The sequence below is a fragment of the Pseudaestuariivita atlantica genome (genome assembly GCF_001205715.1).
Lineage (GTDB): Bacteria > Pseudomonadota > Alphaproteobacteria > Rhodobacterales > Rhodobacteraceae > Pseudaestuariivita > Pseudaestuariivita atlantica.
The window spans coordinates 624,958-649,431 of sequence record NZ_AQQZ01000001.1; the positions used below are offsets into that span (position 1 = coordinate 624,958).

The 24,474-nt window shown below is 66.1% G+C and carries 21 protein-coding genes and 1 riboswitch; of the genes, 14 read left to right on the forward strand and 7 right to left on the reverse strand.

Annotation, left to right across the window (positions count from 1 at the left end; translation table 11 throughout):
• The first annotated feature begins 99 nt into the window (after nucleotides 1-99).
• Nucleotides 100-423 carry a 2Fe-2S iron-sulfur cluster-binding protein gene (locus tag ATO11_RS03030; protein ID WP_050529436.1) on the forward strand — a complete coding sequence of 108 codons (324 nt, stop codon included), beginning with the start codon at nucleotides 100-102 and terminating at the stop codon, nucleotides 421-423.
• Entirely contained in the window at nucleotides 423-1,220 is a 798-nt protein-coding gene (locus ATO11_RS03035) for an FG-GAP-like repeat-containing protein (protein ID WP_082176106.1), read from the forward strand. The genes ATO11_RS03030 and ATO11_RS03035 overlap by 1 nt, the downstream gene beginning before the upstream one ends.
• A gap of 6 nt (nucleotides 1,221-1,226) precedes the next feature.
• On the opposite strand, the gene ATO11_RS03040 is transcribed toward ATO11_RS03035, so the two are convergent.
• Nucleotides 1,227-1,619, reverse strand: coding sequence for a hypothetical protein (locus ATO11_RS03040; RefSeq protein WP_050529318.1), 393 nt, complete (start codon nucleotides 1,617-1,619; stop codon nucleotides 1,227-1,229).
• Between the two features lie 73 nt (nucleotides 1,620-1,692).
• Nucleotides 1,693-2,727 (reverse strand): alkane 1-monooxygenase, encoded by a 1,035-nt coding sequence (locus ATO11_RS03045; RefSeq protein WP_242601336.1) that lies wholly within the window; start codon nucleotides 2,725-2,727, stop codon nucleotides 1,693-1,695.
• Between the two features lie 192 nt (nucleotides 2,728-2,919).
• On the opposite strand from ATO11_RS03045, the gene ATO11_RS03050 reads away from it, so the two are divergent.
• A complete protein-coding gene (locus tag ATO11_RS03050; RefSeq protein WP_050529319.1) occupies nucleotides 2,920-3,561 on the forward strand; it encodes a lysoplasmalogenase family protein in 642 nt (213 codons plus the stop codon).
• On the opposite strand, the gene ATO11_RS03055 is transcribed toward ATO11_RS03050, so the two are convergent.
• Entirely contained in the window at nucleotides 3,547-4,437 is an 891-nt protein-coding gene (locus ATO11_RS03055) for a transglycosylase SLT domain-containing protein (protein WP_050529320.1), read from the reverse strand. The genes ATO11_RS03050 and ATO11_RS03055 overlap by 15 nt on opposite strands.
• A gap of 68 nt (nucleotides 4,438-4,505) precedes the next feature.
• Between ATO11_RS03055 and ftsY the strand changes: the two genes are divergently transcribed.
• The 3 genes from ftsY to ATO11_RS03070 all read left to right on the forward strand — a co-directional run bounded on the left by ftsY (nucleotide 4,506) and on the right by ATO11_RS03070 (nucleotide 7,689).
• Complete coding sequence (gene ftsY / locus ATO11_RS03060) at nucleotides 4,506-6,008, forward strand: signal recognition particle-docking protein FtsY (protein ID WP_050529321.1); 1,503 nt, start codon at nucleotides 4,506-4,508, stop codon at nucleotides 6,006-6,008.
• Between the two features lie 70 nt (nucleotides 6,009-6,078).
• A complete protein-coding gene (locus ATO11_RS03065; protein ID WP_050529439.1) occupies nucleotides 6,079-6,975 on the forward strand; it encodes a DMT family transporter in 897 nt (298 codons plus the stop codon).
• Between the two features lie 93 nt (nucleotides 6,976-7,068).
• Nucleotides 7,069-7,689, forward strand: coding sequence for an inner membrane-spanning protein YciB (locus ATO11_RS03070; protein WP_050529322.1), 621 nt, complete (start codon nucleotides 7,069-7,071; stop codon nucleotides 7,687-7,689).
• 145 nt (nucleotides 7,690-7,834) lie between these two features.
• On the opposite strand, the gene ATO11_RS03075 is transcribed toward ATO11_RS03070, so the two are convergent.
• Nucleotides 7,835-8,497, reverse strand: coding sequence for a glutathione binding-like protein (locus tag ATO11_RS03075; protein WP_050529323.1), 663 nt, complete (start codon nucleotides 8,495-8,497; stop codon nucleotides 7,835-7,837).
• 91 nt (nucleotides 8,498-8,588) lie between these two features.
• A riboswitch (SAM riboswitch) is annotated at nucleotides 8,589-8,666 on the forward strand.
• Nucleotides 8,667-8,727: 61 nt separating this feature from the next.
• On the opposite strand from ATO11_RS03075, the gene metZ reads away from it, so the two are divergent.
• The 3 genes from metZ (at nucleotide 8,728) to ATO11_RS03090 (ending at nucleotide 14,315) form a co-directional block, all read left to right on the forward strand.
• Complete coding sequence (gene metZ, locus ATO11_RS03080) at nucleotides 8,728-9,903, forward strand: O-succinylhomoserine sulfhydrylase (protein WP_050529440.1); 1,176 nt, start codon at nucleotides 8,728-8,730, stop codon at nucleotides 9,901-9,903.
• Nucleotides 9,904-10,023: 120 nt separating this feature from the next.
• Complete coding sequence (gene folE2, locus ATO11_RS03085; protein ID WP_050529324.1) at nucleotides 10,024-11,109, forward strand: GTP cyclohydrolase FolE2; 1,086 nt, start codon at nucleotides 10,024-10,026, stop codon at nucleotides 11,107-11,109.
• A 428-nt stretch (nucleotides 11,110-11,537) separates the two neighbouring features.
• Nucleotides 11,538-14,315, forward strand: a complete 2,778-nt coding sequence (locus ATO11_RS03090; protein WP_050529441.1) for an Rne/Rng family ribonuclease — start codon at nucleotides 11,538-11,540, stop codon at nucleotides 14,313-14,315.
• A gap of 55 nt (nucleotides 14,316-14,370) precedes the next feature.
• Here the strand turns inward: ATO11_RS03090 and ATO11_RS03095 are convergent, their stop codons facing one another.
• From ATO11_RS03095 to ATO11_RS03105, 3 genes are read right to left on the reverse strand one after another with little or no spacing between them, the layout of a single operon-like run.
• On the reverse strand, nucleotides 14,371-15,333 hold the full coding sequence (locus ATO11_RS03095; protein WP_050529325.1) for a glucokinase: 963 nt from the start codon (nucleotides 15,331-15,333) through the stop codon (nucleotides 14,371-14,373).
• Nucleotides 15,326-16,654 (reverse strand): GH1 family beta-glucosidase, encoded by a 1,329-nt coding sequence (locus ATO11_RS03100; RefSeq protein ID WP_050529442.1) that lies wholly within the window; start codon nucleotides 16,652-16,654, stop codon nucleotides 15,326-15,328. Before ATO11_RS03100 ends, ATO11_RS03095 begins: the two co-directional genes overlap by 8 nt.
• Before the next feature lie 16 nt (nucleotides 16,655-16,670).
• On the reverse strand, nucleotides 16,671-17,699 hold the full coding sequence (locus ATO11_RS03105) for a substrate-binding domain-containing protein (protein WP_050529326.1): 1,029 nt from the start codon (nucleotides 17,697-17,699) through the stop codon (nucleotides 16,671-16,673).
• A gap of 306 nt (nucleotides 17,700-18,005) precedes the next feature.
• Between ATO11_RS03105 and ATO11_RS03110 the strand changes: the two genes are divergently transcribed.
• The 5 genes from ATO11_RS03110 (at nucleotide 18,006) to ATO11_RS03130 (ending at nucleotide 24,412) form a co-directional block, all read left to right on the forward strand.
• Complete coding sequence (locus ATO11_RS03110) at nucleotides 18,006-19,367, forward strand: ABC transporter substrate-binding protein (protein WP_050529327.1); 1,362 nt, start codon at nucleotides 18,006-18,008, stop codon at nucleotides 19,365-19,367.
• Nucleotides 19,368-19,465: 98 nt separating this feature from the next.
• Complete coding sequence (locus tag ATO11_RS03115) at nucleotides 19,466-20,467, forward strand: carbohydrate ABC transporter permease (protein WP_050529328.1); 1,002 nt, start codon at nucleotides 19,466-19,468, stop codon at nucleotides 20,465-20,467.
• A complete protein-coding gene (locus ATO11_RS03120; RefSeq protein WP_050529443.1) occupies nucleotides 20,467-21,621 on the forward strand; it encodes a carbohydrate ABC transporter permease in 1,155 nt (384 codons plus the stop codon). Before ATO11_RS03115 ends, ATO11_RS03120 begins: the two co-directional genes overlap by 1 nt.
• 8 nt (nucleotides 21,622-21,629) lie before the next feature.
• Nucleotides 21,630-23,315 carry a beta-galactosidase BglA gene (gene bglA / locus ATO11_RS03125; RefSeq protein WP_242601337.1) on the forward strand — a complete coding sequence of 562 codons (1,686 nt, stop codon included), beginning with the start codon at nucleotides 21,630-21,632 and terminating at the stop codon, nucleotides 23,313-23,315.
• Nucleotides 23,315-24,412, forward strand: a complete 1,098-nt coding sequence (locus tag ATO11_RS03130; protein WP_050529330.1) for an ABC transporter ATP-binding protein — start codon at nucleotides 23,315-23,317, stop codon at nucleotides 24,410-24,412. The genes bglA and ATO11_RS03130 overlap by 1 nt, the downstream gene beginning before the upstream one ends.
• The last annotated feature ends 62 nt before the right edge of the window (nucleotides 24,413-24,474 follow it).

Below are 24,474 nucleotides of genomic sequence, written 5' to 3' on the forward strand. Positions count from 1 at the left end.
GAGAACGAATATAGAACACGCACCGCGCCCCGCCAAGGGCTGGACTTTTCCGTGCGAAGGCTACACCTCTGTGCGAGTTGAGGAGCAATGAGGCTGACGATGGCAAAGATCACTTATATCGAACATGGCGGCACCGAGCACGTGGTGGAGGTCAAGAACGGCCTGACCGTCATGGAAGGCGCGCGGGACAACAACATCCCCGGCATCGAGGCCGATTGCGGCGGCGCCTGCGCCTGTTCGACCTGCCACGTCTACGTGCATCCCGACTGGGTGGAGAAACTGCCCGCCAAGGAAGACATGGAAGTCGACATGCTCGATTTCGCCTATGAGCCCGACGAAACCCGCTCGCGTCTGACCTGCCAGTTGAAGGTCACCGACGCGCTGGACGGGCTGGTCGTGCAGATGCCCGAAAAGCAGATCTGATGATGAAGGCGCGGCGCCAGCCGTCGCGCCCGTGGCCCGCGCGGGCCCGCCGCGCGCTCTGCCGTCCGGGCCTGTGGCTGGCGGTGTCGCTGGCGGCCGTTGCACCCGGTCTGGCGGCCTCCGACCCGGTTGAGGCCCGCTATGCGGAACCCACCACGCGCTATCCCCACGGGGTCCTCGGTGACGACGTGGAAAATGCCGCGCTCGAAGTGGTGCGCGCCGATGGCCGCGTCCTGCGCCTGCGCTGGCCCGACACGATCGTGTTCGAAGACACCGCGCCGCGCCTTGCCGATCTTGACGGCGACGGCAAGGCGGAGGTGATCGTGGTGGAAAGCCACGAACGGCAGGGCGCGCGGCTGGCGGTCTATGGCATCTTTGGCGACGTGCTGGCCCTGCGCGCCGCCACACCCTTCATCGGCACCCGGTTCCGCTGGCTGGCGGTGGTGGGGGCAGGCGACCTCGACGGCGACGGCGTGGCAGAGATCGCCTATGTCGACCGCCCGCACCTCGCCAAGACCCTGCGCATCTGGCGCTATGCCGCCGACGGCGCGACCGTGACGCTGGCGCCCGTGGGCGCACTGCCCGGCGTCACCAACCACCGCATCGGCGAGGTCGACATCGCCGGCGGCCTGCGCGACTGCGGCGCGGGGCCGGAAATGATCGTCGCCTCCGCCGACTGGCGCCGTGTGCTGGCCCTGACTTTCGATGGCTCGGACATCACCCAGCGCGACCTTGGCGCGCATGCCGGGCGCGGCTCCTTCGCTACTGCGCTCGAGTGCGGGGACTTGCCCGACTAGGGCGGGTCAGACGCCCACATCGGGGCCAAGGCACATCATCGGCTCGTCGCTCTGCCGCGCCTCGTAAAGCTCGGTATTGCCCGGCTCGTCCTGGAACAGTGCCGTCAGCCGGTCGCCCGTCTTCACGAAACTCCAGCATTGCGGCTCGGGCCGGTCCTCGTAGACAAAGCAGATCAGCCCCGCTTCCTCGTACCAGATGCCCTCCTTGCACTTGCCGTCGAGGAAGGACCACCGCACCCGCCGGTTGTCGAGGTATTCCTCGGCCCCGTAGGCCTGTCCCCGGCTGCCGAAATAGAGCGTCTTGCCGGTGGTGTAGGCCTCGAACTCCTCCGCCGTCATCGGCGTCTGGGCAGTCGCGGGCGTGGCGAGAAGAAGGGCGGTCAGAAGCGCGTGTCTCATGCCGCCGATCCTGACAGAGAGCCGCCCGCCCGGCCAGTCACATCCCCGCGCGCGGCGGCGATTTCCCGCGCGTTCAGGTCCAGTAGACGACGCGCCAGTCCATCACCTTGCGCCAGCCCGCAGGCCACAGCGCCAGCGTGGCCATGACGGGCAGGGAATAAGGCAGCATCGGCGTCTCGTCTTCCAGCTGCAGGTCGGCATATCCCTTGCCGGGATGCACGTGGTGATCGGAATGGCGCGGCGCGTTCATCATCAGCGCGCTCGAATACCAGTGCGGGGCGTTCCACGAATGCTGCGGCCCCACGGGCTCCAGCGTGGTGCCGTGCAGCGTTTTGCGGCGCAGCCCGTAATGCTGCACGTAATCCGACATCAGAAGCTGCACCTGCGCGTATCCTGCCAGCCCAAGCAGCGCCAGAACGCCGCCGAACCCGCCGATCGCGCCCGCCAGCGCCAGCATCCCCACCGCGCCGCCCACATAGGCGACGTAAGGGTTCAGCCGCCGCTTCGTCCCGCGCGCGGTCAGGTCCTGCTCGGCCTCGTACCCGGCGCGGAACCCGTCGACCCAGGCCCGCCGCGCATAGGCATAGAAACTCTCGCCCACCTCGGCGCTGGCCGGGTCGGCCTCGGTGCCCACATGCACGTGATGCACCCGCACATGGGCCGAGGCATGGTGGCCGTAGAGCATCGAGATATAGACCCACATGCCCAGCCGCCGCAGCCGTTTCGACCCGGCATGGATCAACTCGTGCGCGTTCGAATTGCTGACCTGCCCGAAATAGAGGCCAAGGCCCACGAACAACAAAAGCCGCTCTCCCGCGCCCAGACCGGTCGCGCCCGACAGCGCCCAGACCCCCAGCGCCAACAGCACGAAATGCACCCATGCCAGCGCCTGCGCCAGCCACGGCTCCGCCGGGAATTCCACGCCCTCCTTGGGGCCTTCCTCGATGATCAGGTAATCCAGCGCCACGACCAGCGCCGTCATCGACAGGACCGCGATCAGCGGCCAGACACCGCCCGCCAGCGCCGCCACCGCCAGGAGGAAGGCCGGCACAAGCGTCGCCAGCGCAAAGCGCGACAGCGCGATGCGGGAGGGACGGATCATCGACATGTCCAGTCGGGGCAATCGGGACAGCACGCGGGGCACCTCTGGTCTGACCGTGTTTGATGGGCGCGAGTATATTAACAAATTCGGTAGGCGTTGGGTGTTTTCATGTCGGATTTTCGACAAACCCGACCGGTTTCGCCACCCCTCGCGCATCCGCCTGCGCTATCCACCTCTCATCCCGACCCGACCGATCCCATGCTGCCCGACCTCACCGCGCTCTCCCTTGCTCCTCTCGCCGCCGCGCTTGCGCTGCTGACGCTCCTCACGCCCGCCGAGGGGCCTTTGCGCGCGGCGGGCAAGGGCGCCTCGACCCTCGCGCTTGCGCTTCTGGCCGCACTCAATGCCGCACCGCTCCTCGCGCTGGCGCTGGTCGCCGCCGCCCTCGGCGACATCGCGCTGGCCTTCCGGGGATCAAGGCCGTTCCTCGCAGGCATGGCCGCTTTCGGCCTCGCCCATATCGGCTTCATCGCGCTCTTCGCCGGCGCCGGGGCCGATCCCGCCATCCTTGCCATACCCGTGCGCGCCTTCGCGGCGATTGCCCTCGTGGCCCTCGCGCTGTGGCTCGGCCGTGCCTTCGCGCGGCAGGCCGGTCCGCTGTGCCTGCCTGTGATCGGCTATGTGGCGATCATCGCCGCGATGGGCCTTGCCGCGCTTGCCCTGCCACCCATGCCCGCGCTGCCGCTCATCCTCGCCGGGGCGGCGCTGTTCGTCCTGTCGGACGCGCTGATCGGGCAGCAGACCTTCCTCGACCGGCGCTGGACGGGGCAGGGGGTGGCGATCTGGCTCACCTACCACGCGGCTCTTCAGGCGCTCACGCTGGGGCTACTGGCGGTTTGAATAGACGGCGCAGGTACAGCCCGCCCGCCGCAGGCTGTTGCAGAACCGGTCCGCCGCCTTGCGCGTGTTCCGGCTGATCCGCGCCATCACGTAGGCGGGCTTGGTGCGCACCCGGTTGCGCACATTCACGTAATCCACCCGCTCGCCCTTCACCGCACCGCGACAGGCCGCCGTCTGCCGCCGGAACGCGGCCTTCGACTTGGCCTGCGTCGTGCCCCATGCCAGCTGCACGCCCCACGGTTTCAGCACCGGCTCGGGCGGGGTGATCTTCAGCTTGGTCAGGCGCCGCCCGCGCGCCAGCGCATGGCAGGCCTCGATAAACCCCTTGCCGGGATCGAGCCGCAGGTCGAGCTTGTCCGGCGGCGTGTCCCGCCACGTCTCGGCCGTCAACCCGGTGATGATGCGCACGTAATTAATCGTCTCCCGCGCCAGCCCGCCGCCCTGCATCAACCCCTCGGCCCGCCGCTCGCCCCCGTTATACCCCACGGCCGCCAGTCCCATATTGCCGTAGCGCCGCTGCATCTCGCCCAGGTATTCCGCCGAGTGTTCCAGCGCCTCCGCCGGATTATAGGGGTCGCGCAACCCGCGCAGCTTCGCCGTCGACCGGATGAACTGCGCGATCCCCATCGCGTTCGCCGGGCTCAAGGCGTTCGGATCGAACCGACTCTCCTGCCAGATCAGCCGGGTAAAGAAATAGCGGTTCAGCCCGTGCGCCCGCGCGAAATAATCCAGCGCCTGGCAGGTGTCATGCACGAAATGCGCCGGCCGGATGCACATGACGTGATCCCACTCGCCCGACGAACACCACCCCTCGCGCGGATCGGCCCATGCCGGACCCGCCCACAGCATGAGAAAAAGGAGAAGTCTCGCACGCATGCCTCTTCCCTTTATCATTTTCACCAACAGGTTTAGGGGAATTGAAGGCTCCACGTAAGGCTCCGCGCATGTCGTTCTTTGGCAAACTCAAAAACCGTCTCTTCAAATCCTCGTCGCGCCTCGAAGAAGGGCTCGATGCGATCGTCGAAGACGGCGGGGTCGAGGAAACGGTCGAAGAGGAGGTCACGCCCGTCGATGACCGGATGGAGACGCCCTCCGAAGCGGTCGCCGACGTGCCCGACGCCACCCCGCGCGACGACGCGCCCGTCGCCGCCGATCCGCTCGCGGACGATCCGCTCCCATCCCCGGCCTCCGCCGCCCCGGCCCCCGTATCTCACGCCCCCACGCCCGAGCCCGACCTCGCCCCGGCCCCCGATCTCGCCCCCGCCGCACCTCCCGCACCCGACGACATCCCCCAGCCGGCCCCCGCGCCCGACCTGCCGCCGGAGCCCGCACCGGCCCCCGAACCCGACCTGCCACCGGACCCCGCGCCCGAACCCATACCCCAACCCGCGCCCACACCGGACCCCGCACCCCAACCCGAACCGACCCCTGAACCCAAACCCGACCTCCCGCCCGTCCCGGCACCCGAACCCGCACCGGCCCCGGCCCCCGAACCGCCACGCCCCGCACCCGCCGCCGACCCGACCCCCGTCGCCGAAGAGGCCGCTCCCGCACGCCCCGGCTTCTTCGGCCGCCTCATGGGCCGCGCCGCGCCGCGCCAGGTCGTCCGGCGCGAGCTGGACGACGACATGCTCGAAGCGCTCGAAGAGCTCCTGATCACCGCCGATATGGGCGTCGACACCGCCCTGCGCGTGACCGCCAACATGGCCGAGGGCCGCATGGGCAAACGCCTCTCCACCGACGAGATCAAGGGCCTCCTGGCCGACGAGATTGCCCGCATCATGGAGCCCGTCGCCAAACCCATGCCGCTCTACGCCCAGAAACCGCAGGTCGTGCTGGTGGTGGGCGTGAACGGGTCGGGCAAGACCACGACCATCGGCAAACTTGCCTCCCAGTTCCGCGCCGCCGGCAAGAAGGTGGTGATCGCCGCGGGCGACACCTTCCGCGCGGCGGCGGTCGAACAATTGCAGGTCTGGGGCGACCGCGCCGGCGTGCCGGTCCTCACGGCCCCCGAAGGCTCCGACCCTGCCTCGCTCGCCTATGATGCCATGGAACAGGCCCGCCGCGACGGCGCCGACCTTCTGATGATCGACACCGCCGGCCGCCTGCAAAACCGCGCCGACCTGATGGAGGAACTGGCCAAGATCGTCCGCGTCATCCGCAAGCAGGACCCCGACGCCCCCCACAACACGCTCCTCGTCCTCGACGCCACCACCGGCCAGAACGCGCTTGCGCAGGTCGAGACGTTCCAGAAACTCGCCGACGTCACCGGCCTCGTCATGACCAAGCTTGACGGCACCGCCCGCGGCGGCATCCTCGTCGCACTCGCCGACAAGTTCGGCCTGCCGATCCACGCCATCGGCGTCGGCGAAAAGATCGACGACCTCGCCCCCTTCGACCCGCAGGACTTCGCCGCCGCCCTCACGGGTCACGACCTCGGCCGATGAGCACGCGTCCCACCTTCTTCGGTTCCGAAATACCTCGGGGGTCCGGGGGCCGCGCCCCCGGCGGCTGGCCATCGCGGACCTGATCCTTTCCATCGAAGGCACGCCCGCCGGCACCCGCGCGGCGCTGATCTTCGCGCTCTGCTCGGCCTTCCTGCACGCGCTCTTCGGTGCCCTGCAAAAGGGCCGCCACGACCCATGGGTCACGCGCGGCGCGATCGACGGCTGGCTCGCCGTGCTTTCGGCCCCGATGGCGCTGTTTCTCGTGCCATGGCCGCAAGGGACCGAGTGGATCCTGATCTTCGGCGCGCTGGTCATCCACTTCGCCTACAAGGTCGGCATGGCGCTGGCCTACTCGCGCGGCGCCTACACCGTGGTCTACCCGGTGGTGCGCGGGACAGGGCCGCTCTTCACCGTGGTCGGCGCCTACCTGATCTTCGGCGAGACCTTTTCGCCGACCCAGTGGCTCGGCGTGGCGGTCGTGCTCGCGGGCATCTTCGGGCTGGCCGCCTACAACCTGCACACCATCACCGTGGCGCGCGACACGCTGGCGCCCGCGCTCTGGTTCGCGGTGGCGACCGGCGGGCTGGTTGCGCTTTATACCACGTGGGACGCCTACGGCATCCGCGCCACGCCCAACCCCTTCACCTTCCTCGCATGGTTCTTCTTCATCACCGCGCTCGACTTCCCCGTGATCGGCTACCTGCGCTGGCGCCGCGACCCGGTCGAACCGGGCCCGCTCCTGCGCCGCGGCCTCGCCGGCGCGCTCATCGCCTATGGCTCCTTCGGCTTCGTCATCCTCGCCACCCGGCTCGACAAGGTGGGCGAGGCCGCCATCCTGCGCGAAAGCTCCACCGTCTTCGCCGCGATCCTCGGCTGGGCGCTCCTGGGCGAAACCGTCGGCCCGCGCCGCGCCGCGCTGATGTGCCTGATCGCTGCCGGGGCCGTCATCGTCGAATTCGGCGGCTAGGCGGCAAGCATTTTCGAAAATGCTTGCACCGCTCGCGGGCCGCGTCCCGCAATCGCCGTTGCCCCCGCCGCGCCATGTGCCTAAATGGGGCCCATGGCTGACCAGACCCCGCGCGAGATCAACCCCTTCCTGCGACAATTGCTCGAACTCGGGCCTCCGATTGCGTTCTTCGTGATCTACCTGCGCCTGCGCGACCAGGTCTTCACCTGGGGCGGGGTCGAGTATTCCGGCTTCATCGTCGCCACCATCATCTTCGTCCCGATCATGCTGATCGCCATGGGCATCCTGTGGAAACTGACGGGGCAATTGTCGCGCCTGCAGATCTTCACCGCCGTGATCGTCGTCTTCTTCGGCGCGCTCACGTGGTGGTTCAACGACGAACGCTTCTTCAAGATGAAGACGACGCTGGTCTACGGCTTCTTCGCCACCTTGCTGGGGATCGGGCTGGTGCAGGGCAAAAGCTACCTCGCCTATGTCCTGTCGGACGCCCTGCCGCTCAAGCCCGAGGCATGGATGACGCTGACGCGCCGCCTGATGCTGGCTTTCATCGCGCTTGCCGTCGCGAACGAAATCATCTGGCGCACGATGTCGACCGACCTCTGGGTCAAGATCGAAACCTTCGGCTTCCCCATCGCGCTCTTCGCCTTCCTGTGGTTCCAGTTCGCCTCCCTCGGCGCGTTCGAGGATGAAGGCGGGCAAGGCGACAAATCCTGACGAAACCTTGCGCTACCGCGCGCCGCGCCGCCCCGATCAGCCCTTCGTGAACACGATGTGAACGCCCCGCGCGCACTCCAGTCGCGGGCTAGGCGATCTGCTCAGATTCGGGGGGTATTCTGTGTAATTCGAGCAGAACGCCCCGCTATTTCGGGCCGGGATCCTTCCGCAGCTCGGCATGCAGCGCGCGCCCCGCCTGCACGCCCGGCCGCGCCGCCATTTGGTCCAGCCAGCGGGCAAGGTGCGGCTTGTCGTCCAGCGTCTGCTGCTGCCCTTCCCATAACGAGGCCCACGGCCAGATCGCCATGTCCGCAATGCTGTAGAAATCGCCCGCCACGAACTCGTTGTCGGCCAGACGCCTGTCAAGAACGCCGTATAACCGACCGGTTTCATTGCGATATCTGTCCTTGGCATAGGGGATGTCCCGCGGCGGATCGGCGCGTGGCGCGAATTTCAGGAAATGGTGCGCCTGACCCGCCATCGGCCCCACTCCGCCCATCTGCCACATCAGCCATTCGTTGACCGCGATCCGCTCCCGCGCCGTCTTGCCGCCGAAAAGCCCCGTCTTTTCAGACAGGTAGAGCAGGATCGCACCGGACTCGAAGACCGAAACCGGCGCCCCGTCCGGCCCGTCATGGTCCACGATCGCCGGCATCCGGTTGTTCGGCGCGATCTTCAAAAAGTCCGGCCTGAACTGGTCACCTTGCCCGATATTCACCAGATGCGTCTGAAAATCGAGCTCCATCTCGTTGAGAGAAATGGATATTTTCCATCCATTCGGAGTGGGCCAGTAATAAAGGTCGATCATGCAAAGGCTCCCGTCATCGCCGCCACTCTGGGCGGGAACGGGCGGCGCGGCAACCCGCTTCGCGGTTGACGCTGCAAGTGCGAAAGAGTAATCAGAAACCCGTGGCGATTTGTTACCGGATTGCGGGCCACGTTAAACATGCCGCTAAAGAGGTCAGGACGTGAAAGCCCCCCTTTCCGCTGACCCGGATCGGGGGTTTTTCTTTGGGCTTCAAGCCCTTGGAGGTCAAAATGACACGTTCGAAACGCACTGACATGGTCCATGGCGGCACCCGTCGCAGCCAGTATGGCGAGGTGAGCGAGGCGCTCTTTCTCACCCAGGGCTTCGTCTATGACAGCGCCGAAGCCGCCGCCGCCCGCTTCGTCGAGGCGGGCGAGGACGAATACATCTATGCCCGCTACGGCAACCCCACGGTGCGCATGTTCGAAGAGCGCATGGCGCTGTGCGAGGGGGCCGAAGACGCCTTTGCCACCGCCAGCGGCATGGCGGCGGTCTCCGGCGCGCTGTTGTCCCTGTTGCGCGCGGGCGATCACGTCGTATCGGCGCGGGCGCTGTTCGGCTCCTGTCTTTACGTGCTCGAAGAGATCCTGACCCGCTACGGGGTGGAGGTCACCTTTGTCGACGGCACGGATCTGTCGCAATGGGAAAAGGCAATCAGGCCAGATACTAAGGCGGTGTTCTTCGAGTCGCTTGCGAACCCGACCCTCGACGTGGTCGACATCGCGGGCGTGGCCCGGCTGGCCCGCGCGCAGGGCGCCACGGTGATCGTCGACAACGTCTTTTCAACCCCGGTCTATTCCCGCGCTATCGAACAAGGTGCCGACATCGTGGTCTATTCCACGACCAAGCATGTGGACGGGCAGGGGCGGATGCTGGGCGGCGTGATCCTCGGGCGGCGCGACCATGTCCGCAAGGTGGTCGAACCCTACATGAAACATACCGGCGGCGCGATGAGCCCGTTCACCGCCTGGGTCATGCTTAAGGGATTGGAAACACTTGATCTTCGCGTCCGAGCGCAAACCGCGACCGCGACCCATCTTGCAGAGGCATTGGCAGGTCATTCCCGGCTCGACCGCATGATCTATCCCGGCCATCCCAGCCATCCCCAGCACGCGCTTGTCGAACGGCAGATGGGCGCGGGCGGCACCGTTCTGGCGCTCGACATCGCGGGCGGGCAGGAGGCCGCCTTCCGCTTCCTCAACGCGCTGGAAATCGTATTGATTTCCAATAACTTGGGAGATGCAAAGTCAATTGCTACGCATCCCACCACCACCACCCACCAACGCCTGACCGAAGACCAGCGCGCCGCGCTCGGCATCACGCCGGGTCTTGTGAGATTGTCGGTCGGGATCGAGGATCCGGCCGATCTGGCGGGGGATATCCTACAGGCGCTCGACCGAATCTGACTCACCTTGTCTTAAATTGTCATGATCCGACCGCGCGTTCATATCGTATTAACCTCTGAGATGGATAACTGGTGCCAGCATCCCTATGTTGAGGATCGCAGTTAGGACGAGGAGGGGACAATGAACATCCATACCCCTGGAATCAGTAAGTCGCCGGACCGCAAGGAAGCCGAAGAGGCATTGTCTATTCTGCGTCGATGGGCGCAAACCGCGACGGAAACGGACCTGGACTCGCTGACGCCCGACATGAAGGCGCTGGCGCAGGTCGCGGCGCCGTTCGAACGCGTCTATCCCGACACGTTCGCGGTGGACACCGCGTACAAATCCAGCCTGCCTGACCTGCAAAACGGCCCCTCGTCGCTGATCCGCGGCGCGAAACGGATGATCCAGCACGTGGGCATCTCGAATTTCCGCCTGCCGATCCGTTACCAGACGCGCGACAACGGCGACGTTCAGCTTGAAACCAGCGTGACCGGCACCGTCAGCCTCGAGGCCGAGAAGAAAGGCATCAACATGTCGCGCATCATGCGCACCTTTTATGGCCATGCCGAAAAGACGTTCTCGTTCGGCGTGATCGAAGCGGCGCTGGACGATTACAAGACCGACCTCGAAAGCTTTGACGCGCGCATCCAGATGCGCTGCTCCTTCCCGATGAAGGTCGAAAGCCTGCGCTCGGGCCTGTCGGGCTACCAGTACTACGACATCGCGCTTGAACTGATCGAGGTGGAGGGCGTGCGCCGCAAGGTGGTGCATCTCGACTATGTCTATTCCTCGACCTGCCCGTGCTCGCTGGAGCTGAGCGAACATGCGCGGGCCACCCGCAACCAGCTGGCCACGCCGCATTCGCAGCGGTCGGTCGCGCGCATCTCGGTCGAGGTGACGGGCGAGGAGTGCCTGTGGTTCGAGGACCTGATCGACCTGTGCCGCAACGCCATTCCGACCGAGACGCAGGTGATGGTCAAGCGCGAGGACGAACAGGCGTTTGCAGAACTGAACGCGGCCAACCCGATCTTCGTCGAGGACGCGGCGCGGCTTTTCGCGCTGTCGCTTCAGGGCGATTCGCGTATCGGCGATTTCCGCGTGGTGGCAAGCCACCAGGAAAGCCTGCACAGCCACGACGCGGTTTCGGTCCTGACCGAGGGACCGACCTTTGCCGCCGACAGCCTTGACCCGACGCTGTTCAAATCGCTCTACCACGTGGGCTGAGCGGAGCCACCGGTTTGGCGCCGCGTCCACCGCTGCGGTGGGCGCGGTTTGTCTTTAGGCCCTTGTGTTTCCAATGCTCGTCCCCTTAATGTGACCCAAGGTGTGACGCGATATCGCGCCACCCTTTCACGAGATTCACTGCCGGCCGGGCAGGACCACCACGTGGACCCGCCGCCGGCATGATTTTTGGCCCAACCGGGCCAACACGAACGCCCGGCGGCAAGCGCCGAGGGCACCTGAACGGGCACACCGGCGGATTTCCGCGCGCTGTGTCGGAGAAGAAACGCGATGACGCGCGCGACCGCATCCACTGTGACAGCCGCGCCCCAAGGGGCGGGGCACGCCGCGTCATACGCCACGACAAGCCACCTCACATCGTCCGACGCGCCGCCCGGCGTGCTTTCGCGTGTGCGGTGCAGACGGACACCATGGCCAAGAAAATGCTTATCGATGCCACCCACGCCGAAGAGACGCGTGTGGTGGTCGTGGACGGAAACAAGGTCGAGGAATTCGACTTCGAATCCGAAAACAAGCGCCAGCTTGCTGGCAACATCTACCTCGCGAAGGTAACCCGCGTCGAACCGTCGCTTCAGGCGGCCTTCGTCGATTACGGCGGCAACCGCCACGGCTTCCTCGCGTTCTCGGAAATCCACCCCGATTACTACCAGATCCCCGTCGCCGACCGCGAGGCGCTGATGGCCGAAGAGCGCGCCTATGCCGAGGCGATGCGCGCCCGCGAGGACGAGGAAGAGAAGAAACCGCGCCGCTCGCGCCGCCGGTCGAAGGCGTCGAAGGTGTCGACCACCGACGCGGTCGAGACCGCCGAGGTCGAGGACGAGGTGTCCGAGACGATATCGGGCATGGAAACGATCGACCTGGGCGATGATGCCGACACGCTGGCATCCGACCTCGTCGATACCGAGGTTGCGGTCGAGGACGCGGTGGGCGATGCCCCGGTCCTCGCCGAAGAGGCCGCCGATGCCGAGGCACAGGCCGAGATGCGCACCGCAAGCGCGGAGCTTGCCGATATCGAGGAGACGGTGCCCGCCGCCGATGCCGTGGCCGACGAGATCGCAGAGGAGGCGGCTGCGGACGAAGCAGAAGCCGCCGACGAAGACGAGGACGACGCCGAAGCCGACCGCCCCGACGCCGCCGAGAAGGACGAAAGCATCGAGGCCGTCGCGGATGACGACGACCAGGACGACATCCGCCCGCCGCGCAAACCCCGCCCGCGCCGCTACAAGATCCAGGAAGTCATCAAGGTCCGCCAGATCCTTCTGGTGCAGGTCGTCAAGGAAGAGCGCGGCAACAAAGGCGCGGCGCTGACCACCTACCTGTCGCTCGCGGGCCGTTACTGCGTCCTGATGCCCAACACCGCGCGCGGGGGCGGGATCAGCCGCAAGATCACCAACGCCGCCGACCGCAAGAAGCTGAAGGAAATCGCCACGTCGATCGAAGTGCCGGACGGCGCGGGCCTGATCGTGCGTACGGCGGGTGCTAAGCGCACCAAGACCGAGATCAAGCGCGATTACGAATACCTGCAGCGCCTGTGGGAACAGATCCGCGAGCTGACGCTGAAATCCATCGCGCCCGCGAAGATCTATGAAGAGGGCGACCTGATCAAACGCTCGATCCGCGACCTCTACAGCCGCGACATCGACGAGGTGCTGGTCGAGGGCGAGGCGGGCTACCGCATCGCCAAGGACTTCATGAAGATGATCATGCCGTCCCACGCCAAGAACGTGAAACAGTATACCGACCCGATGCCGCTGTTCGCGCGCTTCCAGGTCGAAAGCTACCTCGCGTCGATGTTCAACCCGACGGTGCAGCTGAAATCCGGCGGCTACATCGTGATCGGCGTGACCGAGGCGCTAGTGGCGATCGACGTGAACTCCGGCCGGGCCACCAAGGAAGGCTCGATCGAGGAAACCGCGCTCAAGACCAACCTCGAGGCGGCCGAGGAAGTGGCGCGACAGCTGCGCCTGCGCGACCTTGCCGGCCTGATCGTGATCGATTTCATCGACATGGACGAGCGCAAGAACAACAACGCCGTCGAAAAGCGCCTGAAGGACCGGCTGAAAACCGACCGCGCGCGCATCCAGGTCGGGCGGATCAGCGGGTTCGGCCTGCTGGAGATGAGCCGCCAGCGCCTGCGCCCCGGCATGATCGAGGCGACGACGCAGGCCTGCCCGGCCTGTCACGGCACCGGCCTGATCCGGTCGGACGACAACATGGCGTTGTCGATCCTGCGCCAGATCGAGGAAGAAGGCACCCGCCGCCGCAACCGCGAGGTTCTGGTCAAGGCGCCCGTGGGCATCGCCAACTTCCTGATGAACCAGAAGCGCGAGCATATCGCGCAGATCGAGGGCAATTACGGGATGTCGGTGCGGGTCGAAGGCGACCCGGCGCTCGTTTCGCCCGATTTCACCATCGAGAAGTTCAAGACCGCCACGCGCTCGGTCCCCGAAGCGACCGCGCCGGTCGTATCGGTCGACGCATCGATGTTCGACGAGACCGAGGACGAGGACGTGGCCGAGGCGGTGTCCGAGGACGAGGCCGAAGACGAGGCGCCCAAGCCCAAGAAGCGGCGCCGCCGGCGTCGTCGGCGCGGCAAGGGCGGCGGTGACGGCGAGGCGCAGGCCGAAGGCGACGCGCCCGCCACGGAAGGTGGCGAGGACGGGGCCGAGGCCCCTGCCGAGGAGGCAGCAGCCGAGGCGACAGCCGACGCGCCCGACGCGCCCGAGGCAGAGGCCGAGGAAGCCCCGAAGCCCAAGAAGCGCAGCCGCAGCCGACGCAAGCCGAAGGCCAAAGAGGCCGAGGCACCCGCCGAGGACACCCCTGCCGACGAAGCGCCCACAGAAGCGGAGGCCGAGGCCGAGGCACCTGCCGAGGAGGCCGAAGCGCCTGCCGAGGAGGCGACCGAGAAGCCCAAGCGCAAGCGGGCGACCCGCAGCCGCAAGAAACCCGCCAAGGACGAGGTCGAGGAGACCCCGGCGGCCGAACCCGAGCCGCAACCGGAGCCCGAGGAAGCCGTGGCCCCGGAACCGGAAGCCCCGGCAGAGCCGGAGCCCGCGCCGGAAGCGGAGCCGGAACCGGAACCTGCCGTGGCCGAGGACACAACCGTCGTCGCCGAGGTGGCAGAGGCCGCACCGGCAGAGGCGGACACGAAAAAGCCCCGTCGCCGGGGCTGGTGGTCTCGCGGCTGAGACCGTCATGGTAACGGCAGGGGCGGCCCCCCGGAAAGGGCCGCCCGCCTGACCCTTACAGCAGCTTCATCAGGTGCGCGGTGCAGCCGGTCAGCGGGGCGTAATCGTCTTCGAGGACCCGCACCGAGAATTGCCGCATGTAATCCGAAAACCGCCCCTTGGCGTGGAACGTGCTTTCGAAGCCGAGGTCGGACAGGTGGCGCGCGAAGGCGCGCGAAATGCCGCCCGACAGGTAGATGCCTCCGAACGGCAGGTGGATCAGCGCCAGCGACGAGGCCAGCGCGCCCAGCGCGGTGGCAAAGGCGCGGCCCGCCATGACCGCCTGCGCATCGCCATCTGCCAGAAGCGACATGACCTCCTGCGAGGATTTCGGCGGATAATTCGGCACCCCCGCCACGTCGCAGGCCCAGGCATAGACATGCCCGACGCCACGCCCCGAAAGCGCCTCTTCGGCAGAGGCGAACCCGTGCCGGTCGCGCAACCAGTTGCCAAGATCGCGCAGGTCGGGCGTGGGGGTCAGAAGGCCGATATGCCCGGTTTCCGACGGCGGCACGATGGTGTCGCCGCGGTGCTGCAGGACCAAAGCCGCGTTCAGCCCGGTGCCCACGTTGATGACCAGCCGGGTGTCGCTGTCGGCGGGCACGTGGCTGCCGGTGATGACGGGGGGCAGGTTCGCCTCGTCGATGAAAGGCAGGGCATGGCCCTGCGCCTGCAAATCGTTCAGGACCGACACCGTCGCGCATCCCGTCGCCGCGCGCAGCCCGTCGGGAGAAACCGTCCAGTCGAGGTTCGTCAGCCGCACCTTGCCGTCGATCAGCGGGCCGGCGGCATCTGCGGCGGCAGCATCGGGTGTCGCCTCTACCTCGGCGAGGTAGCGTGCCAGCACGTCTTCGAGGCCCGCGTGATCGGCATTGCGGTACCGTTTCACGCTCGCGGTATCGACGACCGTGCCACGCGCCAGCCCGACGCGGGTATTGGTGCCGCCCACGTCGGCGACAAGAAGCAGGGGATCAGGCATCTGCGCCTCCTTGCTGCGCGTCCAGTGCGGCGGCGACCGCGCGGTAGGACGCCTTGGGCGTGCGCGTCAGCGTGTCGAAATCCACGTGCACCAGCCCGAACCGCTTTTCGTATCCCAGCGCCCATTCGTAATTGTCGAGCAAGGACCACACGACGTACCCCGCGACCGGCGCACCCGCCGCGATGGCCTCGCGCACCGCGCCGAGATGCGCATCAAGATACGCGATCCGGTCAGCATCGTCGAAGGGAATGGCGCTGGCGCAGCCGTTCTCGGTGACGAAAAGCGGGAGGTCGCCGGTATAGTCGCGCGCCGTTCGGACAAGGAAATCGCGCAGGCCGTCCGGGTAGATCTCCCATCCCATCTGCGTCTTGGGCAGCGGGCCTTCGACTTCCGCGAGGGAGGGCCACGGGCCGGGGGCGGGGCCGATCAGCTTGCGGGTGTAGTAATTGAGCCCGCACCAATCCAAAGGCTCTTGAATGGTCGGGAAATCGTCTTGCCACTTGTCGGGCATGTGCGGCGCGAAGGCCTCCATCACCGCGTCGGGGTAGGCGCCCTTGAACACGCCGCCAAGGAAGAACCGGTTGTAGATCGCGTCGTACCGCGCGGCGGCCTCGCGCGCGGCGGGGCTGTCATCGGCGGGTTCGGACCATTCGAGGTTGAACACGCAGCCCAGCCCCGTCATCCCCAGCGCCCGCATCGCCTGTATCGCGCGGCCATGCGCCACCAGCACGTGATGCATGGCGCGGGCGGTGGCGCGGATGTCGCGCAGGCCGGGGGCGTGCAGGCCCATGAAATGGCTCAGGTATCCAACGCACCACGGCTCGTTGATGGGCGCGACCGAATGCACGCGGTCGCCGATCCGCCGCATCACCGCAGTGGTGAAATCGGCGAAACGGTCGGCGATGTCGCCGTTGCGCCACCCGCCCACATCGGCCAGCGCCTGCGGCAATTCCCAGTGATAGAGCGTCGCCATGGGCTTCAGCCCGCGCGCGCACATCGCGTCCACCAGCCTGTCATAGAAGTCCAGCCCTTCGGGGTTCACGTTCACCCCGTCCGGCATGACCCGCGCCCACGAGGTCGAGAAGCGGTAGCCGTCGAACCCGGCCCCTGCGACAAGGTCGAGGTCCTCTTCATAACGGTGGTAATGGTCGCAGGCATATGCGCCGTCCTCGGCCCGCACGACGTTGCCGGGCGTGGCGGCAAAGCTGTCCCAATGCGTGGGGCCCGCACCGCCATATGCGTGGCCCTCGATCTGGTAGGCGGAGGTGGCGGTCCCGAACAGGAAACCATCGGGAAAATCGGCGCGGGCGTGGCGCAGCATGGGCAGGTCCATCACGTCAGGGGGTGGGGCAGGGGCCGGTCGAGCGACCGATGATCAGTTCGGCTTCCATCATCACCGTCCGGGGCGGGGCATCGGGCACGTCGATCCGCTCCAGCACCATCTCGGCCACGATGCGGCCCGCGTCGCGGACCGACGACCGGGTGGCGGTAAAGATCGCCTCGTCCTGGCCGTTGCGCAGGTAACTCAGGTCGTCGTCATGGGTGATGATCGACACGTCGCGGGCCAGTTGCAGCCCGGCCTCGTCCAGCGCGCGGCGCGCGCCGATGGCAAGGATCAGGGACGAGGTCAGCACGGCCGTCGGCGGATCGGGCCGGTTCAGCATGTCGCGCATCGCGTGGTGGCCGTTGACCTCGGTCATCTCGGCCGATGACATCAGGTCGTCGCGCGGGGTGATGCCCGCCGCCTCCAGCGCCGACAGGTAGCCCTGCCGCCGCCGATGGGCGAAATCCATGAATTCCAGCCCGTTGATCAACGCGATCTTGCGGTGGCCCAGCTCGGCCAGGAACTGCGTGGCGCGATGGAAGGCGCGGTAATTGTCCACGTCGAGCCACGAATAGGGCAGCGCCTCGTTCGAGGCGCGGCCATGCACGACGAAGGGCAGGCCCAGTTCGTGCAGAAGGCCGATGCGCGGGTCGTCCATGCGCGGTCCGTGCACGATGATGCCGTCCACCGTGCCGGTGGTGGCAAGCCTGCGATAGGCCGCTTCCTCCTCGCCATCGGGGACCAGCGATAATTGCAGGTCGTAATTCGATTTGAGGTAGGTCTCCCCGGCACCGGCGATGAAGTCGCCGAAGACGGGGTTCACCATTTCATGCTGGGCGCTCACCGGCAGGACATGCCCGATCGCCTGCGCCCGGCCCGTGGCCAGCCCGCGCGCCCGCGCGTTCGGGCGATAGCCCACGCGGTCGGCCTCCAGCTGCACCCGTTCGCGGGTGCTTTCGCTGACTTCCGGGTAGCCGTTCAACGCCCGGCTCACGGTCGTCTGGGACAGGCCAAGGTGATCTGACAGTTGCTTGAGGTTCATGGTATTCCAAAGCGCTTCGGGCAGGGATCGGGATAAAGGCTCCGGACCGATCCGTCAAAATGAAAGTGCGCGCCGCACGGCGTGGCGATTTGCGGGAACGCCTGAAATGAGGGAGAAAAGGTGGGTGCAAAAGGATGTGAGGTGATTGCGGTTGTGCTGCGTTGCAGCATCACGCGTCGCGCTGAATCCAGATTGACAGGCCCACGCCATCGCGTAGGTTGCGCTTGGTTTGAAAGCGCTTTGAAAGATTCGGGCGCTGCAATCGTGTCCCGGCCCGGCGGGGTCGGTTAGGGAGGACATCACCACATGAAACACCTGATGATGACAGCCGCGGCAGCGGCGCTCGTGGCCGGGGCGGCAGCCGCGGATGGCCACGCCAACCTGAAATTCGCTCCGGGCGAAGGGCCGTTCAGCTGGGACGCCTACAATGCATGGGCCGAAAGCGCGCCGGACCTGTCGGGCGTCGAGATCACGATCTCGGGTCCGTGGCTGACGCCGGAATGGGAAATCTTCGAATCGACGCTCGCCTATTTCGAGGCCGCGACCGGCGCCGACGTGAAATACACCGGCTCCGACAGCTTCGAGCAGCAGATCGTCATCGATGCCGAGGCCGGCTCGGCCCCCAACATCGCGGTCTTCCCGCAGCCCGGTCTTGCCGCCGTGATGGCCAGCCAGGGCCAGCTGACGCCGCTGGGCGACGGCATGGCCGACTGGGTGCGCGACAACTACTCGGCAGGCCAGTCCTGGGTCGATCTGGGCACCTACAACGATGCCGACGGCAACCCGCAGATGTACGGCTTCTTCTTCAACGTGAACGTCAAGTCGCTGGTCTGGTACAACCCCGAAAACTTCGAAGATGCCGGTTACGAAGTGCCGGAAACGATGGAAGAGCTGCGCGCGCTGACCGAACAGATGGTCGCCGATGGCGAGACGCCGTGGTGCATCGGCCTGGGGTCGGGTGCCGCGACCGGCTGGCCGGCGACCGACTGGGTCGAGGACATCATGCTGCGCACGCAGTCGCCCGACGTCTACGACGCATGGACGACCAACGAGTTGCCGTTCAACGATCCCAAGGTCGTGGCCGCGATCGAGGAATTCGGCTGGTTCGCACGTGACGACGCCAAGGTGAACGGCGGCACGGGCGCGGTTGCTTCGACCGACTTCCGCGACAGCCCCGACGCCATGTTCGACTCGCCTCCGGGCTGCTACATGCACCGCCAGGCGTCGTTCATCCCGGCCTTCATGCCCGAGGGTGTGGAAATCGGCGTGGATGCCGACTTCTTCTACTTCCCGAGCTATGCCGACAAGGACCTCGGCAACCCGGTTCTGGGCGGTGGCACGCTGATGGCGATCACCGATCCGTCGGACGGCACCTCGGCGCTGATGGAGTTCTTCAAGCAACCCATCGCGCATGAAGTGATGATGGCCCAGACCGGCTTCCTGACGCCGCATTCGGGCGTGAACCTCGAAGCGTACAAGGACGACACGCTGCGCGGCCAGGGCGAGATCCTGCTGGGCGCGACCACCTTCCGCTTCGACGGGTCGGACCTGATGCCCGGCGCTGTCGGCGCGGGCTCGTTCTGGACCGGCATGGTCGACTATGTCGGCGGCAAGGACGCGCAAGCCGTGGCCGACGACATCCAGGCCAGCTGGGACGCGATCAAGTAATCGCGTTGTCTGACTGACGACCAAACGACCGGGGCAGGCCCGCCACGCACGAGCGGGCCGCCCCACCTTTCGCCAATCCGCCAGGGGAGGAGAGACCGATGTCACCGGTCCTGCTGGGCATTTTCACGATCGTTCTGGGTGTTGCGGGGTGCGTGGGGTACTTCTGGGCGTCGAACCTGATCCTCGACAAGGTCATCTTTCCCGCAAAAGGCCCGAATGCGGGCCGAAACATCAACCGCGCGAACATGGTCCGCCCGTGGCTTTTCCTGTTCCCCGCGCTGTTCGTGCTGACGCTCTACCTCGGCTACCCGGTGATCGAAACGCTGCGCCTGTCGCTGATGGAGCGCGTGCCCGGCGGCAGCGAGTTCGTGGGTCTGGCGAATTATTCCCAGATGCTCGACGAGCCGAAATTCTGGGAGGCGCTGCGCAACAACATGCTGTGGCTGCTGGTGGTGCCCGCCGCCTCGACCGCGTTCGGGCTCTTGGCCGCGCAACTGACCGACCGCATCGCGTGGGGGTCGATTGCCAAGTCGCTGATCTTCATGCCCATGGCGATCTCGTTCGTGGGCGCCGCCGTCATCTGGAAACTCGTCTACGACGCGCGCCCCATCGAGACCGAGCAGATCGGCATCATCAACGCCATCATCGTCGCCGCGGGCGGTGAGCCGAAGACGATCCTGACGATCCCGTTCTGGAACAACTTCTTCCTGATGATCGTGCTGATCTGGATCCAGACCGGGTTTGCCATGGTGATTCTGTCCGCCGCCCTGCGCGGCATCCCCGAAGAAACGGTCGAGGCCGCCATCGTGGATGGCGCGGGCCCGTTCCAGATCTTCTTCAAGATCAAGGTGCCGCAGATCATGGGCACCATCGTCGTCGTCTGGACCACGATCACCATCGTCGTCCTGAAAGTCTTCGACATCGTGTTCGCCATGACCAACGGCCAGTGGGAGACGCAGGTCCTGGCCAATTACATGTACGACAAGCTGTTCCGCGCCAATGACTGGGGCGTCGGGTCCGCCGCCGCCATGGTCATCATGCTGCTGGTGACGCCGATCCTTGTCTGGAACGTCTACAACGCCCGCAAGGAGATGAAGTGATGGACAATATCGCCGGCACCAAATCCTCGCTGACATGGGCGGTCAACCTGTCCGTCCTCGCGCTTGTCTTCCTGTGGCTGTTCCCGACGGTTGGTCTTCTGGTGTCCTCGTTCCGCACCGGTGACCAGATCGCGTCGTCTGGCTGGTGGAAATCCATGTTCACGGCCGAGCAGAACCTCGTCGTCCGCACCCAGGACCCTGACAAGCAGGTGCAGGAGGGCAACCTTTGGGTGATCGAGGGCAACGTCTTTACCGAGGATGGCCGCCCCGTCGGCACGATCAGCCGCTATGGCACATCCTCGCGGTCGATTTCCGACTATGCCGCGGGCGAGGCGGGCGAGTTTCGCTCGGGCGAGCGGGTGATCGTCGAGACGAACGGCGACTACCGCATCGAAAGCACCGAGGAGATGAGCGGCAAGCGCGGCAAGCGGTTGTTCGTCACCGCCGCCGTGCCGCCCGAATTCACGCTCGAAAACTACCGCTTCATGCTGTTCGACGAAAGCAATGTCGAAGGCATGTCCAAGGCCTTCATCAACACGCTGACCGTCACGATCCCGGCCACCGTCATCCCCATCCTCGTCGCGGCCTTCGCGGCCTACGCGCTGGCATGGATGGAGTTTCCGGGCCGCGCGCTCCTGATCGCCGCCGTTGTGGCCGCGCTGGTGGTGCCCCTGCAACTGGCGCTGATCCCGCTTCTGAAGCTGCATAACGAGATCGGGATCGGGAAGGGATATATCGGCGTCTGGCTGGCCCATACCGGGTTCGGCATGCCGCTCGCGATATACCTGTTACGCAACTACATGGTCGGCCTGCCGCGCGACATCATCGAAAACGCGCGCGTCGATGGCGCGACCGAGTTCCAGATCTTCACCAAGATCATCCTGCCGCTCTGCTTCCCGGCGCTGGCATCCTTCGCGATTCTTCAGTTCCTGTGGACGTGGAACGACCTGCTGGTGGCCAAGGTGTTCCTGATCGACAGCACCGGCGAGACCACGGTGATGACCAACAAGATCGTCGAACTCCTCGGCACGCGCGGCGGCAACTGGGAGATCCTTGCAACGGCGGCCTTCGTCTCGATCATCATGCCATTGGTCGTGTTCTTCGCCATGCAGAAATACCTTGTCCGCGGCATGCTCGCGGGCTCCGTGAAATAGGACGGCACATGAGCTTTCTCGACCCTCAAACCCATTCCGACCCGATGGCGGGCCAGCCCGTCGACAAGGACTGGTGGCGCGGTGCGGTGATCTACCAGATCTACCCGCGGTCCTATCAGGACTCGAACGGGGACGGCATCGGCGACCTTGCCGGCATCATCCACCGCCTCCCGCATGTCGCGTCGCTGGGCGCGGACGCGATCTGGATCTCGCCCTTCTTCCGCTCGCCGATGAAGGATTTCGGCTATGACGTGAGCGATTACCGCGACATCGACCCGATGTTCGGCACGCTGGGCGATTTCGACGCGATGGTGGCGCGGGCGCACGAGCTGGGCCTGAAGGTGATGATCGACCTCGTGCTGTCGCACACTTCCGACGAACATCCTTGGTTCCGCGAAAGCCGCACCTCGGCCGACAACCCGAAATCCGACTGGTATGTCTGGGCCGACGCGCAGCCCGACGGCTCGCCGCCGAACAACTGGCTGTCGATCTTCGGCGGCCCGGCCTGGCAGTGGGACGGGGAGCGGATGCAGTACTACCTGCACAACTTCCTGTCCGAACAGCCGGACCTGAACCTGCACAACGAAGAGGTGCAGGACGAATTGCTGTCGGTGGTGAAGTTCTGGCTGGATCGCGGTGTCGACGGCTTCCGGCTCGACACGATCAATTTCTACTTCCACGACCCGGAATTGCGGTCGAACCCGGCGCTGGCGCTGGAGGCGCGCAACGATTCCATCGCGCCGTCGGTCAACCCGTACAATTGGCAGAACCACCTCTATGACAAGAACCGCCCGGAAAACATCGCGTTCCTGAAACGGTTCCGCGCGCTGCTGGATGAATACCCCGCCGCCGCCGCGGTCGGAGAGGTCGGTGACGACCAGCGCGGGATGGAGATCCAGGCCGAATACACCTCGGGCGGGGACAAGGTGCACATGTGCTATGACTTCGCCTTCCTGTCGGCGGCCCAGCCCACCGGCAAGCGCATCGGCGAGGTGCTGTCGAAGTTCGAAAAGACGGTCGGCGACGGCTGGGCCTGCTGGGCCTTTTCCAACCACGACGTGGTGCGCCACGCCTCGCGCTGGAACATGTCCGAGGCCGAACAGCGCCTTTACGCCGCGATCCTCGTGTCGCTGCGCGGCTCGGTCTGCCTGTACCAAGGCGAGGAGCTGGGCCTGACCGAGGCCTATGTCGCCTTCGAGGACCTGCAGGACCCCTATGGCAAGGCGTTCTGGCCCAAGTTCAAGGGCCGCGACGGGTGCCGCACGCCGATGGTCTGGGTGCGCGACAACGCGACGGGCGGGTTCACCGACGGCAAGCCATGGCTGCCCGTCGCGGTCGAACATCTGGAACGGGCGGTTTCGGCGCAGGAGGATGACGCGGCCTCGCACCTGAATTTCTATCGCCGCCTGCTGGCGTTCCGGCGCCATCACCCGGCGCTTGTGAAAGGCACGATGAGTCATCTGCAAGCGACGGACGAGATGCTGAGTTTCGTGCGGCAGAACGGCGACGAGCGGCTGTTCTGCGCGTTCAACCTGACCAACGCCGCGCAGCCGGTGACATGGCCCGAGGGCCAGTGGCAGATCGCCGTCGGCGCCCCGTTCGAGGCGCCGGGCGACGGGCAGGATGCGCTTTTGGGGCCGTGGCAGGCGGTTTTCGCGACGGACGCGTCGCATGACGGGGAGGAGGACGCCTGATGGCCAATCTGAAGCTGACGGATGTCGAAAAGACCTATGCCGGGGCGGTCAACGTCCTGAACGACATCAACCTCGATATCGAGCAGGGCGAGTTGATCGTGTTCGTCGGCCCCTCGGGCTGCGGCAAGTCCACTCTGTTGCGGATGATCGCGGGGCTGGAAAGGATCACCGGCGGCGAGTTGCAGATCGACGGGCAGGTCGTGAACGACGTGCCGCCCTCGGAACGGGGCATCGCGATGGTGTTCCAGTCCTACGCTCTTTACCCGCACATGACGGTGCGCGACAACATGGCCTTCGCGCTGAAGATCGCCAAGAAGTCGAAGGCGGAAATCGACGCCGCCATCGACAAGGCCGCGCGCATCCTGCAACTCGAACCCTATCTCGACCGCCTGCCCAAGGCGCTGTCGGGTGGGCAGCGGCAGCGGGTCGCCATCGGCCGGTCGATCGTGCGGGACCCGAAGGTGTACCTGTTCGACGAGCCGCTCTCGAACCTCGACGCCGCGCTGCGCGTCGCCACCCGGATCGAGATCGCGCAGCTGAAAGAGCAGATGCCCGACTCGACCATGATCTACGTCACCCATGACCAGGTGGAGGCGATGACGCTTGCCTCGCGCATCGTGGTGCTGGCGAACAAGGGCATCGCGCAGGTGGGGGCACCGCTGGAATTGTACGAACGCCCCAACAGCGAATTCGTGGCGCAGTTCATCGGCTCGCCGTCGATGAACCTGCTTGCGGGCGAGGTCGTGCAGACCGGCGCGCAGACCACGGTCAAGCTCGACAAGGGCGGTGTGGCGGTGTCGGACGTGCCGACAGAGGCCGCCGACATGGGCCTGAAGGTCAACGTGGGCGTGCGCCCCGAGGACATGGTCGAAGCGCCCGCGGGCGGCCAGATGCTCTATACCGGGAGGGTCGCCTTTACCGAGGCACTGGGCGAGGTCACGCTGCTTTATTTCGGGGATGCGGACCCGGACGCGGCGCAGGTGATCGCCAAGCTGCCGGGCATCCACACCGACGTGCGCGGCACCGAGGTGGCGCTGACCGCCGATCCGTCCAAGGTGCACATTTTCCACAACGGCCAGTCATTGCTTTACCGCTAAACGATTTTCTTTGCCTCACGCCCGGCGCGCGGCCTAGGCTGCGCGAAAAAGAAGGCAGTGGG

Excerpts from the sequence above, each read along its gene's own strand:
- folE2 (WP_050529324.1), top strand. The coding sequence starts at position 10,024 with ATGAACATCCATACCCCTGGAATCAGTAAGTCGCCGGACCGCAAGGAA.
- ATO11_RS03040 (WP_050529318.1), bottom strand. The coding sequence starts at position 1,619 with ATGAGACACGCGCTTCTGACCGCCCTTCTTCTCGCCACGCCCGCGACT.
- metZ (WP_050529440.1), top strand. The coding sequence starts at position 8,728 with ATGACACGTTCGAAACGCACTGACATGGTCCATGGCGGCACCCGTCGC.
- ftsY (WP_050529321.1), top strand. The coding sequence starts at position 4,506 with ATGTCGTTCTTTGGCAAACTCAAAAACCGTCTCTTCAAATCCTCGTCG.
- ATO11_RS03095 (WP_050529325.1), bottom strand. The coding sequence starts at position 15,333 with ATGCCTGATCCCCTGCTTCTTGTCGCCGACGTGGGCGGCACCAATACC.
- ATO11_RS03105 (WP_050529326.1), bottom strand. The coding sequence starts at position 17,699 with ATGAACCTCAAGCAACTGTCAGATCACCTTGGCCTGTCCCAGACGACC.
- ATO11_RS03120 (WP_050529443.1), top strand. The coding sequence starts at position 20,467 with ATGGACAATATCGCCGGCACCAAATCCTCGCTGACATGGGCGGTCAAC.
- ATO11_RS03050 (WP_050529319.1), top strand. The coding sequence starts at position 2,920 with ATGCTGCCCGACCTCACCGCGCTCTCCCTTGCTCCTCTCGCCGCCGCG.
- bglA (WP_242601337.1), top strand. The coding sequence starts at position 21,630 with ATGAGCTTTCTCGACCCTCAAACCCATTCCGACCCGATGGCGGGCCAG.
- ATO11_RS03110 (WP_050529327.1), top strand. The coding sequence starts at position 18,006 with ATGAAACACCTGATGATGACAGCCGCGGCAGCGGCGCTCGTGGCCGGG.
- ATO11_RS03030 (WP_050529436.1), top strand. The coding sequence starts at position 100 with ATGGCAAAGATCACTTATATCGAACATGGCGGCACCGAGCACGTGGTG.
- ATO11_RS03115 (WP_050529328.1), top strand. The coding sequence starts at position 19,466 with ATGTCACCGGTCCTGCTGGGCATTTTCACGATCGTTCTGGGTGTTGCG.
- ATO11_RS03130 (WP_050529330.1), top strand. The coding sequence starts at position 23,315 with ATGGCCAATCTGAAGCTGACGGATGTCGAAAAGACCTATGCCGGGGCG.
- ATO11_RS03035 (WP_082176106.1), top strand. The coding sequence starts at position 423 with ATGATGAAGGCGCGGCGCCAGCCGTCGCGCCCGTGGCCCGCGCGGGCC.
- ATO11_RS03090 (WP_050529441.1), top strand. The coding sequence starts at position 11,538 with ATGGCCAAGAAAATGCTTATCGATGCCACCCACGCCGAAGAGACGCGT.
- ATO11_RS03055 (WP_050529320.1), bottom strand. The coding sequence starts at position 4,437 with ATGCGTGCGAGACTTCTCCTTTTTCTCATGCTGTGGGCGGGTCCGGCA.
- ATO11_RS03100 (WP_050529442.1), bottom strand. The coding sequence starts at position 16,654 with ATGCTGCGCCACGCCCGCGCCGATTTTCCCGATGGTTTCCTGTTCGGG.
- ATO11_RS03045 (WP_242601336.1), bottom strand. The coding sequence starts at position 2,727 with ATGTCGATGATCCGTCCCTCCCGCATCGCGCTGTCGCGCTTTGCGCTG.
- ATO11_RS03075 (WP_050529323.1), bottom strand. The coding sequence starts at position 8,497 with ATGATCGACCTTTATTACTGGCCCACTCCGAATGGATGGAAAATATCC.
- ATO11_RS03070 (WP_050529322.1), top strand. The coding sequence starts at position 7,069 with ATGGCTGACCAGACCCCGCGCGAGATCAACCCCTTCCTGCGACAATTG.